The 15,087-nt window shown below is 68.1% G+C and carries 17 protein-coding genes; 5 read left to right on the top strand and 12 right to left on the bottom strand.

Annotation, left to right across the window (positions count from 1 at the left end; all coding sequences use genetic code 11):
- Positions 1–20: 20 nt before the first annotated feature.
- Positions 21–698 carry a transcriptional repressor LexA gene (gene lexA, locus K9U37_RS15900; protein ID WP_243072501.1) on the bottom strand — a complete coding sequence of 226 codons (678 nt, stop codon included), beginning with the start codon at positions 696–698 and terminating at the stop codon, positions 21–23.
- A 213-nt stretch (positions 699–911) separates the two neighbouring features.
- Between lexA and K9U37_RS15895 the strand changes: the two genes are divergently transcribed.
- Together K9U37_RS15895 and nrdR are read left to right on the top strand one after the other, a co-directional pair.
- Positions 912–1,373 carry a LysM peptidoglycan-binding domain-containing protein gene (locus K9U37_RS15895; RefSeq protein ID WP_243072500.1) on the top strand — a complete coding sequence of 154 codons (462 nt, stop codon included), beginning with the start codon at positions 912–914 and terminating at the stop codon, positions 1,371–1,373.
- A 103-nt stretch (positions 1,374–1,476) separates the two neighbouring features.
- On the top strand, positions 1,477–1,941 hold the full coding sequence (gene nrdR, locus K9U37_RS15890; protein ID WP_243072499.1) for a transcriptional regulator NrdR: 465 nt from the start codon (positions 1,477–1,479) through the stop codon (positions 1,939–1,941).
- A gap of 6 nt (positions 1,942–1,947) precedes the next feature.
- Here nrdR and K9U37_RS15885 read toward each other — a convergent pair whose 3' ends face one another.
- The 4 genes from K9U37_RS15885 to sthA all read right to left on the bottom strand — a co-directional run bounded on the left by K9U37_RS15885 (position 1,948) and on the right by sthA (position 6,305).
- Positions 1,948–2,634, bottom strand: coding sequence for a PhzF family protein (locus tag K9U37_RS15885; RefSeq protein ID WP_243072498.1), 687 nt, complete (start codon positions 2,632–2,634; stop codon positions 1,948–1,950).
- A 36-nt stretch (positions 2,635–2,670) separates the two neighbouring features.
- On the bottom strand, positions 2,671–3,693 hold the full coding sequence (locus K9U37_RS15880) for an alpha/beta fold hydrolase (RefSeq protein ID WP_243072497.1): 1,023 nt from the start codon (positions 3,691–3,693) through the stop codon (positions 2,671–2,673).
- 32 nt (positions 3,694–3,725) lie between these two features.
- Positions 3,726–4,700 (bottom strand): proteasome assembly chaperone family protein, encoded by a 975-nt coding sequence (locus K9U37_RS15875; protein ID WP_243072496.1) that lies wholly within the window; start codon positions 4,698–4,700, stop codon positions 3,726–3,728.
- A 198-nt stretch (positions 4,701–4,898) separates the two neighbouring features.
- A complete protein-coding gene (gene sthA / locus K9U37_RS15870; RefSeq protein ID WP_243073411.1) occupies positions 4,899–6,305 on the bottom strand; it encodes a Si-specific NAD(P)(+) transhydrogenase in 1,407 nt (468 codons plus the stop codon).
- 183 nt (positions 6,306–6,488) lie between these two features.
- Here sthA and K9U37_RS15865 point away from each other — a divergent pair, with 183 nt between their 5' ends.
- On the top strand, positions 6,489–7,547 hold the full coding sequence (locus tag K9U37_RS15865) for a DUF4192 domain-containing protein (RefSeq protein ID WP_243072495.1): 1,059 nt from the start codon (positions 6,489–6,491) through the stop codon (positions 7,545–7,547).
- 7 nt (positions 7,548–7,554) lie between these two features.
- On the opposite strand, the gene K9U37_RS15860 is transcribed toward K9U37_RS15865, so the two are convergent.
- The 3 genes from K9U37_RS15860 to K9U37_RS15850 form a co-directional block, all read right to left on the bottom strand.
- Positions 7,555–8,247 carry an iron-dependent transcriptional repressor DtxR gene (locus K9U37_RS15860; protein ID WP_243072494.1) on the bottom strand — a complete coding sequence of 231 codons (693 nt, stop codon included), beginning with the start codon at positions 8,245–8,247 and terminating at the stop codon, positions 7,555–7,557.
- A 119-nt stretch (positions 8,248–8,366) separates the two neighbouring features.
- Positions 8,367–9,326, bottom strand: a complete 960-nt coding sequence (sigB, locus tag K9U37_RS15855) for a sigma-70 family RNA polymerase sigma factor SigB (RefSeq protein WP_243072493.1) — start codon at positions 9,324–9,326, stop codon at positions 8,367–8,369.
- Positions 9,327–9,464: 138 nt separating this feature from the next.
- Positions 9,465–9,890 carry a DUF3099 domain-containing protein gene (locus K9U37_RS15850; RefSeq protein WP_243072492.1) on the bottom strand — a complete coding sequence of 142 codons (426 nt, stop codon included), beginning with the start codon at positions 9,888–9,890 and terminating at the stop codon, positions 9,465–9,467.
- A 58-nt stretch (positions 9,891–9,948) separates the two neighbouring features.
- On the opposite strand from K9U37_RS15850, the gene K9U37_RS15845 reads away from it, so the two are divergent.
- Complete coding sequence (locus tag K9U37_RS15845) at positions 9,949–10,188, top strand: DUF3039 domain-containing protein (protein ID WP_243072491.1); 240 nt, start codon at positions 9,949–9,951, stop codon at positions 10,186–10,188.
- Here the strand turns inward: K9U37_RS15845 and K9U37_RS15840 are convergent.
- The 4 genes from K9U37_RS15840 to ppgK form a co-directional block, all read right to left on the bottom strand.
- Complete coding sequence (locus tag K9U37_RS15840) at positions 10,175–11,182, bottom strand: YihY/virulence factor BrkB family protein (RefSeq protein WP_243072490.1); 1,008 nt, start codon at positions 11,180–11,182, stop codon at positions 10,175–10,177. The two genes, K9U37_RS15845 and K9U37_RS15840, sit on opposite strands and share 14 nt — an antisense overlap.
- Before the next feature lie 61 nt (positions 11,183–11,243).
- A complete protein-coding gene (locus K9U37_RS15835) occupies positions 11,244–11,435 on the bottom strand; it encodes a DUF7455 domain-containing protein (RefSeq protein WP_243072489.1) in 192 nt (63 codons plus the stop codon).
- A gap of 260 nt (positions 11,436–11,695) precedes the next feature.
- Entirely contained in the window at positions 11,696–13,180 is a 1,485-nt protein-coding gene (locus tag K9U37_RS15830) for an RNA polymerase sigma factor (protein WP_243072488.1), read from the bottom strand.
- Between the two features lie 177 nt (positions 13,181–13,357).
- Positions 13,358–14,137, bottom strand: a complete 780-nt coding sequence (gene ppgK / locus K9U37_RS15825) for a polyphosphate--glucose phosphotransferase (protein ID WP_243072487.1) — start codon at positions 14,135–14,137, stop codon at positions 13,358–13,360.
- A 98-nt stretch (positions 14,138–14,235) separates the two neighbouring features.
- Between ppgK and K9U37_RS15820 the strand changes: the two genes are divergently transcribed.
- Positions 14,236–15,084 carry an inositol monophosphatase family protein gene (locus tag K9U37_RS15820; RefSeq protein ID WP_243072486.1) on the top strand — a complete coding sequence of 283 codons (849 nt, stop codon included), beginning with the start codon at positions 14,236–14,238 and terminating at the stop codon, positions 15,082–15,084.
- Positions 15,085–15,087: the final 3 nt, after the last annotated feature.

Raw genomic sequence — 15,087 nt, 5'->3', positions numbered from 1 at the left:
CGGCAGGGACGGAGTCCCGGCTAGACCTTGCGGATGACGGTGACGACCTTGCCCAAGATGGCGGCGTCGTTTCCGGGAATCGGGTCGAACGCCGGATTGTGCGGCATCAGCCAGACCTGGCCGCCCGCGCGCTTGAAGGTCTTCACGGTGGCCTCGCCGTCGATCATCGCCGCCACGATGTCGCCGTTCTCGGCGACGTTCTGCTGGCGGATGACGACCCAGTCGCCGTCACAGATCGCCGCGTCGATCATGGACTCGCCCACAACCTTGAGCAGGAACAGCGAGCCTTCACCGACGAGTTCGCGCGGTAGCGGGAAGACGTCGGTGACGACCTCTTCGGCCAGAATGGGGCCGCCTGCCGCGATCCGGCCGAGGACCGGGACGAAGGTGGGTTCCGGCAGCGCGTCGGAGCCGGCGACCTCGGTTGCCGCGGGGGCAGCGGGGGCCGCGCGGTCGTCGGCACCACGCACGTCGACCGCGCGGGGCCGGTTCGGGTCGCGGCGCAGATAACCCTTTCGCTCCAGCGTGCGCAACTGGTGGGCCACCGACGACGTCGAGGTGAGGCCGACGGCATCGCCGATCTCACGGATGCTCGGGGGATAGCCACGGGTGGTGACCGAGGCGCGAATGACGTCGAGGATGGTGCGCTGCCGCTCGGTCAGTCCGGAGTCGGGAGTTGTCTCAGTGCGGTCGCTCATGGCGCCGAATGTAGTCGCACTGCCGACGAGAATCAAACATTTGTTCGAGCGTGTCGCATCGCGTCGCCGGCCTGATCGCGCTCCGCGAAAACTTGTCGGTGAGCCGCTCTATTCTTCCGACACGCTCGCTCGCATGTTCGAGTATCGAACACATGATCGAGTAGAATTCGAACACAAGAACGAACAGCGGGCGCCTCGACGGAAGGAGCGGACGTGACAGTCATCGACGATCGGCAGGTGGTTTCGTGGCCGTCGGGTTTCCGGCCGAGCCGGACCCCGGCCCGCCAGCGCCCCGGCTCATCGCGCCCCGGCCCATCGCGCCCCGCTGCGGCGCCGATGCGCTATCGCGGCACCGGCGTCCCGGTGTCGCAGGCCGTGCACAGCCGCAGGCCGGTCAGCACGGCGGTGACCATCGCCCTGGCCGGTCTGGCGGCGCTGATCACCCTGTGGCTCGGTTCGTTGGCGCACTTCAGTTCCGGCGCGGTGGCCCCGGCACAGATTCCCGATCAGCTCGCCGTCGTGCAGGTCCAGGCCGGGGAGTCCCTGGAGCAGGTCGCGGCGCGGGCGGCTCCGGACGCGCCGGTCAGCCAGGTGGTGCAGCGTATCCGCGACCTCAACAAGCTCGATTCGGCGTCGCTGGACGCCGGTCAGACGCTGATCGCACCGATCGGCTGATCGCGCCCCGGCCATGGACGGCGACACGGCGGGCCGGTGGACGGCGCAGGTAGGCTCTGGGTGGTTCACAACATCGGGCTGTACCGGCGGCGAAGGAGCGGTCATGCACTGTCCGTTCTGCCGGCACCCGGACTCCCGCGTGGTCGACTCCCGCGAGACCGATGAAGGCCAGGCGATTCGTCGCCGCAGATCCTGCCCCGAATGCGGGCGGCGGTTCACCACCGTGGAGACCGCGGTGCTGGCCGTCGTGAAGCGCAGCGGTGTCACCGAGCCGTTCAGCCGGGAAAAGGTGATCACTGGCGTGCGCCGGGCGTGTCAGGGCCGTCAGGTCGACGACGACGCGCTCAATCTGCTCGCCCAACAGGTCGAGGACACGGTACGGGCCGCGGGTTCGCCGGAGATTCCCAGCCACGAGGTGGGCCTGGCCATCCTCGGTCCGCTGCGCGAGCTCGACGAGGTCGCCTATCTTCGGTTCGCCTCGGTGTATCGGTCGTTCAGCTCCGCCGAGGACTTCGAGCGTGAGATCGAGGCGCTGCGCGCCCACCGCAGGGTCGGGACATCGGGCTGACGCCGATCAGCCGACGTGGCGTACTCCGTCGCTGACCACCCGACCGGCGACACCCACCCACCCCTCTGGACTCCACCTCGTGTAGAGCTGCGACCCCCTGCCCTGAGTGATCGTCAAGTCGCGGCTGAGGTAGTCGGTCATCCGCGCCGCGGCCGAACCAGTGGCCTCGTCCTCGGGAACGCCGAGTTCGTTGGCGAACATCCGGGAGCGGATGTGGCCGCGGTCGCGGTCCAGCCACGCCCACAGGTAGTGGTAGACGTCGTCGGGATAGGCGGCCGGATCGGCGGCCAGCAGCTCGTCGACCGAGGACAGGTCCTGGATGACGAACTCCGGAGACCACTCCGCGCGCGCCCGGATGACGGTGAGCGGTCCGTCTTCACTGATCTGCACGATGCCCGCGGGCACCTGCAGGGTGTGGATCGGTGTGCCCCGCTGCCGCAGCCACCAGGCGGCGCCCAACGTCGGGTGACCGGCGAAGGGCAGCTCGACGGCTGGGGTGAAGATTCGCGCGTGCGCGGTGGTCGACCCCGGCTCCGGCAGGTCGATGAATATCGTCTCGCTGTAACCCAATTCGGTGGCCAGGCGTTGTCGCTCACCGGCGGGCACGGCCGCGGCGTCGACCACTCCGAGTGGGTTGCCGAAGTTGCCCTCGGCATCGGTGAACACCCGCAAGACGCTCACGTCGACGGTCATGCCCCGACTCTACGACAGCTGGCGCGGCGGCAGGGCTCAGGTGGCGCTGCGTTCGTCGGTATCCATCGCATCGAGCACTGCCACCCGGGTGTCGAGCGAGCCGGTGACCGAACGCTCGCGGATCCCGGTGCGCAGGAGTTCGCGCAGCGCGGCCTGGTCGTATTCGGCCGGGGCGGTGGAACCGATGAATCGTTCGACGACCTCGACGAAACGGTCGGGGTCGTCGTGGAACGGGAAGTGCCCGGAGCGGGCGAAGATCTCCAGCTGCGAGCCGGGCATGGCGGAGTGCGCCATCAGGGCGTGGCTGACCGGGATCACGGCGTCCTGTTCGCCCCAAATCAATTGCACAGGAACGGATTCGGTCAGATAACATCGGTCGAGCATGGTGACCACCTGGCCGCGCCAGTCCACCACCGAGCGCAGCGTGCGGGTGAACGCCGAGGACGCGGTGGGTTCGGGTAGGTCGGTGAGGATCCGCAGCGCATCGGGGATGTCCCGGCCCAGGCCGGTGGATCCGAACAGGGCACCCAACGCCTGTCCGGCCACCTGCAGCGCAGGCAACACCATCGGCAGCCGCAGCAGCGCCAGCGCCTCACCGCCCAGCGGCAGCGAAGCGAACCGCAGCGCGACGTTGACGTCCTTGGTGACGCCCCCTGCCCCGATCAGGATGAGCCGCTCCACGAGCTGCGGGAACTGGTAGGCGAATTGCATGGCCACTCCGCCACCGAGTGAATGGCCGACCACGGTCACCCTGTCGACGTCGAGCACGCTCAGCATATCGCGCATGCCGTTGGCGTAGGCCGCCACCGAGTAGTCGGCCCGCGGTTTGTCGGACTGGCCGTGCCCCAGCAGGTCCGGTGCGATCACGGTGAACCGTTGGGCCAGCTTGCTGTGCACCGGGTGCCAGGTCGTCGAGTTGTCGCCGATCCCGTGGATCAGCAACAGCACTGGACCTGAACCGGCGACGCGAAACGCCCGGCGATAACCGTGGATGGTCCGGAAATGCAGCGTCGGAGTCACCTCTCGCACCGCCTGCAGATTGGGCTTTCGCTGCGTCATGTCCAACCTTGTCGTCGGCGCGGTGGACTCCGTCAGGTCTCGCCGTCGCCGCTGGGACCATCTTTGAAGTCGTCGGCATGCTCGGCCAGGAACCGCTCGAACTCCCCGGCCAATTCCTCGCCGCTGGGGAGTTCCTCGTCGCGGGCCAGCAACGACCGGTTCTCCTGAGCGGCAACGAATGCATCGTACTGTCGCTCCAGTGCGCTCACCACCCGAGCGACTTCGGGACTCGCGTCGACCTGCTCGTCGATCTTGGTCCGGATCGTGGCCCCGGCATCGGTCAGCGCGCGCAGCGGAAACGCCAGCGAAGCCGTCTTGGCGACTTGCTCGAGCAGCGCTTCGGCGGCGGCCGGGTAGTCGGTCTGGGCCAGGTAGTGCGGCACGTGCGCGGTGAACCCGAGCACCTCGTGCCCGTGCTGGGCCATCCGGTACTCCAGCAGATTGGACACGCTGGCCGGCACTTGCACCTCGCCCACCCACGGCTGATGGTCGGAGATGAGCTCCCGGTTGTTCGAGTGGGCGGTCATCGTCACCGGCCGGGTGTGCGGCACCGCCATCGGCATGGTGCCCAGCCCGATGGTCTGGCGCACGCCGAGCCGTTCGGCCAGCAGCCGCACCGCGGTGACGAACCGCTCCCATTTCAGGTCCGGCTCCAGGCCCGCCAGCAGCAGGAACGGCGTACCGAGGCTGTCGTGCAGGGCGTAGAGGTTCAGTTGCGGGTCTTCGTAGTGGGTGAAGTGGTCGGTCTTGAAGGTCATCGGCGGCCGGCGCGAGCGGTAGTCGAGCAGTTCGTCGATGGCGAAGGAGGCCACCAGTTCGGTGTCCAGGGTGTTCCTGAGGTGCTCGGCGGCCAGGCGGACGGCGTGCCCGGCGTCAGAGAATCCCTCCAGGGCGTGGATCAGCACCGGTCCCCGGCCGTCGGACGACGATAGCTGAGGTGCCGGAAACTCCAGCTCGTACATCCCGGGGTGTTCGGGGTGATAGTTCTGTGCCTGCTCGTCTTCCATCGCTTCCGCCTCCTTCTCGGTGCCCGGATAGCTCGTCGCCGCCCTTGTACCGTGACACCTAGTGTCTCAGAATCGGGGCGGTGCCACCGTCGGCACCCGTGTTGGTCAACGCAGCCGGACTCCCGACCGTTCCCCCAGCCAGCGGCTGTCGAGCGCCCGGTGGATCAGGGGTCACGAGATCATCTGCGTGATCGGCGGTTAACGGCGGAACTGGCTCAGCGCCCGCAACTTATTCATCACGTCCAGTGCGGCGACCTTGTAGGCCTCCGAGAACGTGGGGTAGTTGAAGACCGCGTCGACCAGGTATTCGACGGTGCCGCCGCAGCCCATCACGGCCTGCCCGATGTGCACCAGTTCGGTGGCCGCGGTGCCGAAGATGTGGACGCCGAGCAGCCTGAGGTCCTCGGTGGACACCAGCAGCTTGAGCATGCCGTAGGAGTCGCCGGCGATCTGGCCGCGGGCCAGCTCGCGGTAGCGGGACACCCCGACCTCATAGGGGATGGAGTCCTTGGTCAGGTCCACCTCGGTGGCGCCGACATAGGAGACCTCGGGAATCGAGTAGATGCCGATCGGCTGCAGGACGGTCATGCCGGCCGTGGGCTCGCCGAAGGCGTGGTAGGCGGCCAGCCGGCCCTGTTCCATCGAGGTCGCGGCCAGCGCGGGGAAGCCGATCACGTCGCCGACAGCGTAGATGTGGTCGACCTTGGTCTGGAAAGTCTTGTCGTCGACGAAGATTCGGCCTCGGTTGTCGGCTTCCAAGCCGGCGTTGGTCAGGTCGAGGTGGGCGGTCTGGCCCTGGCGGCCCGCCGAGTACATGACGGTCTCGGCCGGGATCTGCTTGCCACTGGCCAGGGTGGTGACCGTGCCCGCCGAGCCGACGTCGACGGCGGTCACCTCCTCGCCGAAGCGGAAGGTCACTGCGAGGTCGCGCAGGTGGAAGCGCAGCGCTTCGACGATCTCGGGGTCGCAGAACTCCAGCATCGAATCACGTTTTTCCACCACGGTGACCTTGGTGCCCAGCGCGGCGAACATCGAGGCGTACTCGATGCCGATGACGCCGGCGCCGACGACGACCATCGAGCCGGGGATGGACTTCAGGTCGAGGATGCCGTCGGAGTCCAGCACCCGGTTCTCGTCGAACTCGACTCCGGGCGGCCGTGCCGGGGTGGTGCCGGTGGCGATGATGACATAGCGGCCGCTGACCGTGATGCGTTCGGCGCGGGTGGGGTCCTCGACCTGGATGGTGTGCTCGTCGCGGAACCGGCCGTGGCCTTCGTAGAGTTCGACCCCGTTGCGCATCAACTGGTTTCGCACCACGTCGACTTCCTTGCCGATGACGTGCTGGGTGCGGGCCAGCAGGTCGGCGGGAGTGATCTTCTCCTTGACCCGGTAGCTGGCGCCGTAGAGCTCGCGCTGGCTCATGCCGGTCAGGTAGAGGACGGCCTCGCGCAGTGTCTTCGACGGGATGGTGCCGGTGTTGACGCAGACGCCGCCGAGCATGCGACCCCGCTCGATGATGGCCACCGACTTGCCCAGCTTGGCCGCGGCGATGGCGGCCTTCTGGCCACCGGGGCCCGATCCGAGGACGACGAGGTCGTATTCCACGCTCACAAGGAAAAGGTGTACGCCGGTTTGCCGAACCTCGCATGCCGACGGTGTCAATACGGTGTGAACAATGTGGTCGGACCATGCCCCAGGTTGTCCCCAGTTCGGACTTCGTCCACAGTCTTGGCGCGATCGGCGCCGGCCGGGCCGGTCCTGACGGTGTCCGTTGACAGCGTCTCGGTCATGACCAAGCACCGACCTGATTACCGCTTCACCCGTCCCGGCGCGCTCATCGCCGCCCTGCCTGCTGTTCTCGGCTTCGTGCCGGAGAAGTCCCTGGTCCTCGTCTCTCTCGAGCGGGGCGAACTGGGCGCTGTCATGCGTGTCGACCTGTCGCTCGCCCTGGCCGGGGAGGTCGGCCACCTCGTCGAAGTCGCCGGGGCCTCGGGCGCCGACGCCGTCGTGGCGGTGATCGTCGACGCCCAGGGCGCGCCCTGCCCGATGTGCAACGACGACTACCGGGACCTGTGCGACGCGCTGACCACCGCACTGGCCGAGCACCACATGGGCCTGTACGCCGCCCACGTGGTCGACCGCATCGAGGCCGGCGGCAGTTGGCATTGCGTCGACGGCTGTGGTGAGTCCGGGACGGTCGAGGACCCGACCGCTTCTCCGCTGGCCGCCGCGGCGGTGCTCGACGGCAGGCGGCTCTACGGCACCCGCGACGATCTGAAGGCGGTGGTCGCCGTGGCCGATCCCGGGCATGCCGACTCACTGGTGGCGTTGATCGGGGAGGCCGCGTCGGCGCGGGAGATGGACTGGCGCGAAGACCCCGACGGCTGCGGTAGGCGCGATGTGGAGGCGGCCATCGCCGCGGCGGCCCGGGTATGCGAGGGTGCCGACCTCGGAGATGCCGAGGTAGCGGCGCTGGCGTGCGCGCTGGGCGACGTCGCGGTGCGCGACACCCTCTATGCGCTGGCGGTCGGTTCCGGCGCGGGGCAGGCCGAAACGCTGTGGGCGCTGCTGGCACGCACCCTGCCGGACCCGTGGCGCGCCGAAGCTCTTGCCCTGCTTGCATTTTCGGCATATGCACGCGGTGACGGACCGCTGGCCGGGGTGTCGCTGGACGCGGCGTTGCGCAGCCACCCCGACCATCGGATGGCGGGCATGCTCGACACCGCGCTGCAGTCGGGGATGCGCCCCGAGCAGATCCGGGAACTCGCCGGAACGGGCTACCGGCTGGCCAAGCGGCTGGGGGTGCGGCTCCCGCCGCGACGGGCGTTCGGCCGCCGCGCGGTCTAGATCGTGGCTAGACCTTCTCGACCTTCACGGCATGGGCCATCTCGTGGGGCAGGTCGACGCTCTCGTGGCCGCTCACGATGATCGTCACGCCGCCGTCGGGGTTGGTTTCCACCTGAACACGGGCATTCGGCACCACACCGGCGTCCTTGAGCCGGCTGATCAGCCTGACATCGCCCTGGACGTGTTCGGCGAGTTGGCGAACCACCACCGCCACCGGCGAGCCGGCGGGTAACTCGGTCAGCCGAACCAGGTTCGATTCCCGGCGCTGGTTGAAGTTGTCCAGCCCGAGCAGGGACAGGCCGGGAATCGGGTTGCCGAAGGGGGAGACGGTGGGGTTGTCGAGCACCGTGACCAAGCGGCGCTCGACGTCCTCGCTCATCACGTGCTCCCAGCGGCAAGCTTCGGCGTGGACTTCCTCCCACGGCAGGCCGATGACGTCGACAAGCAGTCGTTCGGCCAGGCGGTGCTTACGCATCACCGACACGGCCAGTGCACGGCCCTTGTCGGTCAACTCCAGGTGGCGGTCTCCGGCGACGTGCAGCAGGCCGTCGCGCTCCATGCGTGACACGGTCTGGCTGACCGTCGGGCCGCTCTGCTCCAGCCGCTCCGCGATGCGTGCACGCAGCGGGGTGACGCCCTCTTCCTCGAGGTCGTAGACGGTGCGCAGATACATCTCGGTGGTATCGACCAGGTCGTTCATTAGGTCACCCTTCGTCGCCGTCGAGTCTACTGGCGCGGCTGGGTGATCGGCCGCACAACACCAGGCAGATAGCTGTATGCCCGCCGGCGGGTGCCGGCGGGCATACAGGAGGGGGTTGGTCAGCTGGCGTAGGACCGCAACCGGTCGGCGCGTTCGCCGTTGCGGAGCTTGGACATCACTTCGCGCTCGATCTGGCGGACGCGCTCGCGCGACAGGCCGAACAGCTTGCCGATCTGGTCCAGGGTGCGCGGCTGGCCGTCGTCGAGGCCGAAGCGCAGGCGGATCACCTGATGCTCCCGCTCGTCGAGGGTGGCCAGCACACTGCGGATGTCGGTGTGCAGCAACTCAGCGATCACGGCATTCTCGGCCGACATCGCCTCGGCATCCTCGATGAAGTCACCCAGCGGGGCTTCCTCGTCGCTGCCGACCGGCATGTCCAGGCTCACCGGGTCACGGCTGTGCTCGAGCAGATCGTTGATCTTCTCGACCGGGATGCCGGACTCTTCGGCCAGCTCCTCATCGGTGGCCTCACGGCCCAGGTTCTGGTGCATCTCCCGCTTGATCCGGGCCAGCTTGTTGACCTGCTCGACGAGATGGACGGGCAGCCGGATGGTGCGGCTCTGGTCGGCCATACCGCGGGTGATGGCCTGGCGGATCCACCACGTGGCATACGTGGAGAACTTGAATCCCTTGGCATAGTCGAATTTCTCCATCGCGCGGATCAGGCCGAGGTTGCCCTCCTGGATCAGGTCCAGCAGCGGCATGCCGCGTCCGGTGTAGCGCTTCGCCAGCGACACCACCAGGCGCAGGTTGGCCTCGAGCAGGTGGCTGCGGGCGGCTTGGCCGTCACGCACCACGATGGCCAGATCACGTTTGCGGTTCTCGCTCAGCCGCTTACGGGTCTCGAGCAGGTGCTGGGCGTAGAGCCCGGCTTCGATGCGCTTGGCCAGCGCGACCTCGTCCTCGGCGGTGAGCAGTGCGGTCTTGCCGATGCCGTTCAGATACACACGCACGAGGTCGGCGGCCGGACTCTGGGCGTCCAGATCGCTGTCGACTCGGCTAGTGGTGGCATTTGCCATGGTGGCCTCCTGATCGGCTCCGACTGTCAGTTGGTCCAACGCCTGACAGGTGCTAAGAGTTCCCGCGAGGTCGCCATCTCACACCCTCTGAAGTGCAGAAATACGGCGCGGTTCTGAGAATGTGCTGAGAAAGGGGGGCTACGGTGCTCGGCGGGAACCGGTGTCGGCCCGCCCGGCCGCATGTGGTTGCGCCGTCGGTGTCGGACCGCTCTCGATGGCGCGGTGCTGGGGCCGCGGGAACAACTGTGTGCGGTGTGGTGCGTCGTTGTACCGGCGCGGCTCCTCGGCCCGCCTCGGCGGCCGGTCATTGGCGATCAGCACGGCCATCCACGGCAGGGGCAGCGACACCGCGATGATCGCCAGGGAGATCAGGCCGTTGTGCCAGATTCCGTAGGCGACGGCCGCCAAGATCAGAGCCGGGATACGAAAAGACATGATGGTCAAGTACTTCCGCACCCGCGCTCGGTGCTGCTCCTCGTAGGCGGGGGCGGCGGCGGTGATGAGCACGGGCCGACCGTCGTCGTCGAAGCCCGGCTCCCGTTTCATCCCTCCACTGTTCCACATTTCCGTGCCCTTGAACGGGTCGGTTTCTTACATCTGTCTGACCGGGCAGAATGGCCGTATGCGAACCCAGACGATCGAACGCACCGACAGCGACGAACGCGTCGACGACGGGACCGACGACGACGCCCCCAAGGTCTTCCACTACGTCAAGAAGGACAAGATCGCCGAGAGCGCCGTCATGGGCACCCACGTCGTGGCGTTGTGCGGCGAGGTCTTCCCGGTGACCCGCGCCGCCAAGCCCGGATCCCCGGTGTGCCCCGACTGCAAGCGGATTTACGAAAGCCTCAAGAAGGGCTGACCGGCTCCGGCTCGGGCCGGGCCTCCTCCTCGCTTTCCTCGCTGCGGACCGGCGCCTTGGCGCCGCGCTCGGTGTCACCGAGTGAGCGGGCCTTGCGTTCCAGCCAGGTCCGCATCTGGTGTCCCCGCGGCACCGCGGCCGGGAACTCCTCCTGGATGGCGGCATTCAGCTCGGCGCCGATCATGACCGCGAAGCCGAGGAAGAACGCGAAAAGCAGGAATGCGATCGGCGTGGCCAGCGCCCCGTACGTGTATCCGGTGCTGGTGATCCAGGTCAGGTAGAACCGCAGGCCGAGGGTGGCCACCACGAACACCGCGACCGCCAGGACCGCGCCCCACAGCAGCCGGTGGGTGGGCAGCGGCTTGGGCAGCGACACCCGGTAGAGGATCGTCACCGCCACGATCAGACCCAGGATCAGGGTGGGGAAGTAGCCGTACTGCAAGATGTTGTCCCAGCTGTCCGGGATGTATTCGCCGATCTTGCGGGGGCCGAGTGCCACCAGAGGAGCAGCGGCGACGACGAACACGAGCATCACGACGTAGAGGCCCAAGGCGAAGAACCGCTGCCGGACCGGGTGGCGCAGCGGGGTCTGGTCGTGTGCCTCGACCACCGAGTCCACGAAGGCCGAGATGGCCGACGACCCCGCCCACAAGCTGATCACGAAGCCCACCGACACCACCTCGCCGCGCGCGCCGACCACGATGTCGCGAACCGTGGGTTCGATGATCTCGTTGACGACGTTCTTGGAGAAGAAGCTGTTGGCGGTGCCGATCAGCTGGTCCTGGATGCGCTGCAGCGTGTCGGGACCGAACAGCGGCGCGATGTAGGCCAGGCTGCCGAGCATCCCGAGCAGCAGCGGGGGCAGCGACAGCACCGACCAGAATCCGGCCTGGGCCGACTCGGAGAAAATCGAGTCATCCCAACTCTTGGACAATGTCCGGCGGGTGATCCGCCACACGTGATGGCGAGACGGCTTGGCGGAGTGGTCAGTCATGACCGTTCCAGCATTCCTGACGACGGCGGTCCTGCCCAGCGACGCCGGCCGCGAGTCGCTGTTATGCCTCCGACGGGGCGACTTCGATCACCGCCGCCAGCTCGGCCAGCTTGGCCTGGTGCTCGTTGGCGTGATGCTGGCAGAACAGGAGTTCGGCACCGGAGGGGAGCTTGGCGCGGACCCGAGCCGCCGCCCCGCAGCGGTCGCAGCGATCAGCCCTGGTCATTTCGGGACTGGTCAGGGTCGCGTTCATGGGCTCCTCCGTAAGGTGCTCAGCGCGTCGGTGACTCGGCGCCACCGTCACGGATCTCTACTGTCTCAGACGTTCGCTGTTCCGGCCTTGTTCCCCGGGGGTTTAACGCTGTGTCGTGTCTCACGCCCCCATACGGTGGCTGCGCGGCGGTCCACGACGAAATCTCCTCCAGCTGCCGCGACTGCCGGTGAGCGTGGCCCGCGTGCGGCCTCCGGGGTGGGGGGCACCGAAAGCGGGACTGACGAAAGTCGGCGCGGCCACTAGTCCAGGTAGTCGCGCAGCACCTGCGAGCGGCTCGGGTGGCGCAGTTTCGACATCGTCTTGGACTCGATCTGGCGGATCCGCTCCCGGGTAACGCCGTAGACCTGGCCGATCTCGTCGAGGGTGCGGGGCTGGCCGTCGGTCAGGCCGAACCGCAGCCGCACCACGCCGGCCTCGCGCTCGGAGAGTGTCTCGAGCACCGACTGCAGCTGATCCTGCAGCAGCGTGAAGGACACCGCGTCGACGGCCACCACGGCCTCGCTGTCCTCGATGAAGTCACCGAGCTGGCTGTCGCCCTCGTCGCCGATGGTCTGGTCCAGCGAGATCGGCTCACGCGCGTACTGCTGGATCTCCAGCACCTTCTCCGGCGTGATGTCCATCTCCCTGGCGAGCTCCTCTGGCGTGGGCTCGCGGCCCAGGTCCTGCAAGAGCTCGCGCTGGATACGGCCCAGCTTGTTGATGACCTCGACCATGTGCACCGGGATGCGGATGGTGCGGGCTTGGTCGGCCATCGCACGGGTGATCGCCTGCCGGATCCACCAGGTGGCGTAGGTGGAGAACTTGTAGCCCTTGGTGTAGTCGAACTTCTCGACCGCGCGGATCAAGCCGAGGTTGCCCTCCTGGATGAGGTCCAGGAACGCCATTCCGCGGCCGGTGTAGCGCTTGGCCAGCGACACCACCAGACGCAGGTTGGCTTCGAGCAGATGGTTCTTGGCCCGGTCACCGTCGCGGCAGATCCACTGCATGTCGCGACGCTGCTGAACCGGTAACTTCTCGCCCTTCTCGGCCAGCTCCGCCAGCTTCTGGGTGGCATACAGGCCGGCCTCGATGCGCTTGGCCAGCTCGACCTCTTCCTCGGCGTTGAGCAGCGCGACTTTGCCGATCTGCTTGAGGTAGGCGCGAACCGAGTCGGCTGAGGCGGTGAGCTCGGCGTCCTTGCGGGCCTGCCGCAGCGCCTCGGACTCCTCCTCGTCCCACACGAAGTCGCCGGAGGCCTTGTCCTTCTCCGAAGGCTCGCTGATGTCGTCCTCGTCGGCGGCCTCGCCCTCGGCGGCGGCCGGGGCGGCCTCTTCGGCGCCCTCCTCGACGGCCACCTCGACCTCTTCGGCGACGTCTTCGAGCTCGTCGAGCACGATCTCGTCTTCGGCAACATCCAGTTCGGGATCGGCGTCGAGTGCGGTGTCCAGGTCGTCGGCGATGACGTCGCCGGCCGTTTCCGGTACCGCGTCCTCGGGCTTCTTGGTGGCCTTACCGGCACGGCCGGCGGCCTTGGTGGCCCTCTTCGGAGCGGCTTTGGCAACGGCCCCGGTCTTGGGAGCAGCCTCGGCGTCACCGGCCGCGGCCCTCGCGGCAGGGGCCTTGGTGGCCCGCTTGGCCGGCGCGGAACCGTTGGCGGCCTCGGCCGCCGGCTTCTTCGCGGGCGTCTTGGTGGCGGTGCGCTTCACCGGCTCGTCGGTTGCCGGGCTTGCCTTGGTCGCTGCCACGTACACCCTTTCGATCGTGCTCGCTCGCGGCGGGCGTGGGCGCACCCGACCGAAAGCGTCGGCTATCAGGAATATCGGCGTGGATCTCGTGGTGGATACTTGCCGCTATCCGGTAGGCGGCCGCCGTGGACCATTGTAACGACTGCTTGGCGCCCTTCCGCGCTCAGCGGGCAAAAATCAGTGCGTGACGTCGCCTGATGCCGCCATCGCGGCGCCGACGATGCCCGCTTCGTTGAGCAGTTCGGCCGCGACGACCGGCGTGCGGTTCTTCAAAAGCGGGATCCACTTCTCGGATTTGCGGCTGATGCCGCCCCCGGCGATGAACAGGTCGGGCCAGATCAGGTTCTCGATGGTGACGAGCACCCTGGTGACCTCCTCGCTCCACCGTTCATAGCTCCAGCTCTTGCGTTCCTTCACCGAGGACGCCGCCCGGTGCTCGGCCTCCTTGCCGCCCACCTCCAAGTGGCCGAACTCGGTGTTGGGCAGCAGCACGCCCTTGTGGATCACCGCCGAGCCGATTCCCGTCCCGAACGTCAGCAGCACCACCACACCGCTCTCGGTGCGCCCGGCGCCGTAGCGCTCCTCGGCGAGCCCCGCTGCGTCGGCGTCGTTGAGCACCGTCACCTGCTGGCCATCGAGTGCGGCGCCGATGATCTCCGAAGCGTTGGCCCCGATCCAGGCCTCGTCGACGTTGGCGGCGGTCTGCGCCACACCGTTGACGACCACGCCCGGATAGGTGACCCCCAGGGGCCCGGTCCACTCGAAGTGTCTGACGACTTCGGCGACGGTCTTGGCGATCGCCTCCGGTGTCGCCGGCTGGGGGGTGAGCATCTTGAACCGTTCGCCGATGAGCTTGCCGGTGTCCAGATCGACGATGCCGCCCTTGACGCCGCTGCCGCCGACGTCGACACCGAATCCTCGGTTCTGTCCTGCGGCGATTGGCTCGGCTGCGGTCATGGCTGCTCCTCGGCGAGGCGGTGTGTCGGCGCGATGCACACACTAGTTCGTACGGGGCTCGTTGTGTCCGTGTCGCCGGGGTGTGCTGCGATAGCGGGGTGAGCGAGAACCGGCCTGACCAATTGCGTGCCGTCGCCGAGCAGTTGGCCGCCGAGGCGGCCGCTTTCGTGCGCCGCCGCCGCGCCGAGATCTTCGGTGACGGACGCATGACCGCCGCCGGTTCGGTCCGGTCCAAGAGCACCCCGACCGATCCGGTGACAGTCGCCGACACCGAGACCGAACGGCTGGTGCGGGATCGGCTCGACGCGCTGCGACCCGGCGAGCCGATCCTCGGCGAGGAGGGCGGCGGGCCGGCGGTCGGTGCCGACGGCGGCGTCTGCTGGGTGGTCGATCCCATCGACGGGACGGTCAACTTCGTCTACGGCATTCCGGCCTACGCGATTTCGGTGGCCGCCCAGATCGACGGTGTGTCGGTGGCGGGGGCGGTCGCCGACGTGGTGTCCGGCGACATCTACTCAGCCGCGCTGGGCCACGGCGCGCACGTGCTGCGCGACGGTGAGCGCCAGGTCCTGCGCTCCAGCGGCGCCGACGAGCTGGCCATGGCATTGGTCGGCACCGGCTTCGGCTACGCCCCGCGCCGGCGCGCCGAGCAGTCGGCACTGCTGTCCCGCATCCTGCCGCTGGTGCGCGATGTCCGCCGGATCGGATCGGCGGCACTGGATCTGTGCATGGTGGCCGAGGGTCGGCTGGATGCCCACTACGAGCATGGACTGCATGTCTGGGACTGGGCGGCGGGTGCGCTGGTGGCCACCGAGGCCGGTGCGCTGGTGCGCCTGCCCGACGTCGACGACGGGCGGGCCGGCCTGCTGGTCGCGGCAGCGCCGGGCATCGCGACGCAACTCATCGAGGCACTCGAGAAGTTCGGGGGGCTGCGCCCGCTGGAATGAGCC

The sequence above is a fragment of the Candidatus Mycolicibacterium alkanivorans genome, assembly GCF_022760805.1.
Taxonomy (GTDB): Bacteria; Actinomycetota; Actinomycetes; order Mycobacteriales; family Mycobacteriaceae; genus Mycobacterium; species Mycobacterium alkanivorans.
Note: the sequence above shows the minus strand (reverse complement) of the source record. Positions and strands in the feature narration are given on the sequence as shown.

Excerpts from the sequence above, each read along its gene's own strand:
- K9U37_RS15860 (WP_243072494.1), bottom strand. The coding sequence starts at position 8,247 with ATGAACGACCTGGTCGATACCACCGAGATGTATCTGCGCACCGTCTAC.
- K9U37_RS15865 (WP_243072495.1), top strand. The coding sequence starts at position 6,489 with ATGACCAAGCACCGACCTGATTACCGCTTCACCCGTCCCGGCGCGCTC.
- K9U37_RS15885 (WP_243072498.1), bottom strand. The coding sequence starts at position 2,634 with ATGACCGTCGACGTGAGCGTCTTGCGGGTGTTCACCGATGCCGAGGGC.
- ppgK (WP_243072487.1), bottom strand. The coding sequence starts at position 14,137 with ATGACCGCAGCCGAGCCAATCGCCGCAGGACAGAACCGAGGATTCGGT.
- lexA (WP_243072501.1), bottom strand. The coding sequence starts at position 698 with ATGAGCGACCGCACTGAGACAACTCCCGACTCCGGACTGACCGAGCGG.
- nrdR (WP_243072499.1), top strand. The coding sequence starts at position 1,477 with ATGCACTGTCCGTTCTGCCGGCACCCGGACTCCCGCGTGGTCGACTCC.
- K9U37_RS15875 (WP_243072496.1), bottom strand. The coding sequence starts at position 4,700 with ATGGAAGACGAGCAGGCACAGAACTATCACCCCGAACACCCCGGGATG.
- K9U37_RS15840 (WP_243072490.1), bottom strand. The coding sequence starts at position 11,182 with ATGACTGACCACTCCGCCAAGCCGTCTCGCCATCACGTGTGGCGGATC.
- K9U37_RS15845 (WP_243072491.1), top strand. The coding sequence starts at position 9,949 with ATGCGAACCCAGACGATCGAACGCACCGACAGCGACGAACGCGTCGAC.
- K9U37_RS15835 (WP_243072489.1), bottom strand. The coding sequence starts at position 11,435 with ATGAACGCGACCCTGACCAGTCCCGAAATGACCAGGGCTGATCGCTGC.
- K9U37_RS15880 (WP_243072497.1), bottom strand. The coding sequence starts at position 3,693 with ATGACGCAGCGAAAGCCCAATCTGCAGGCGGTGCGAGAGGTGACTCCG.
- K9U37_RS15850 (WP_243072492.1), bottom strand. The coding sequence starts at position 9,890 with ATGTGGAACAGTGGAGGGATGAAACGGGAGCCGGGCTTCGACGACGAC.
- sigB (WP_243072493.1), bottom strand. The coding sequence starts at position 9,326 with ATGGCAAATGCCACCACTAGCCGAGTCGACAGCGATCTGGACGCCCAG.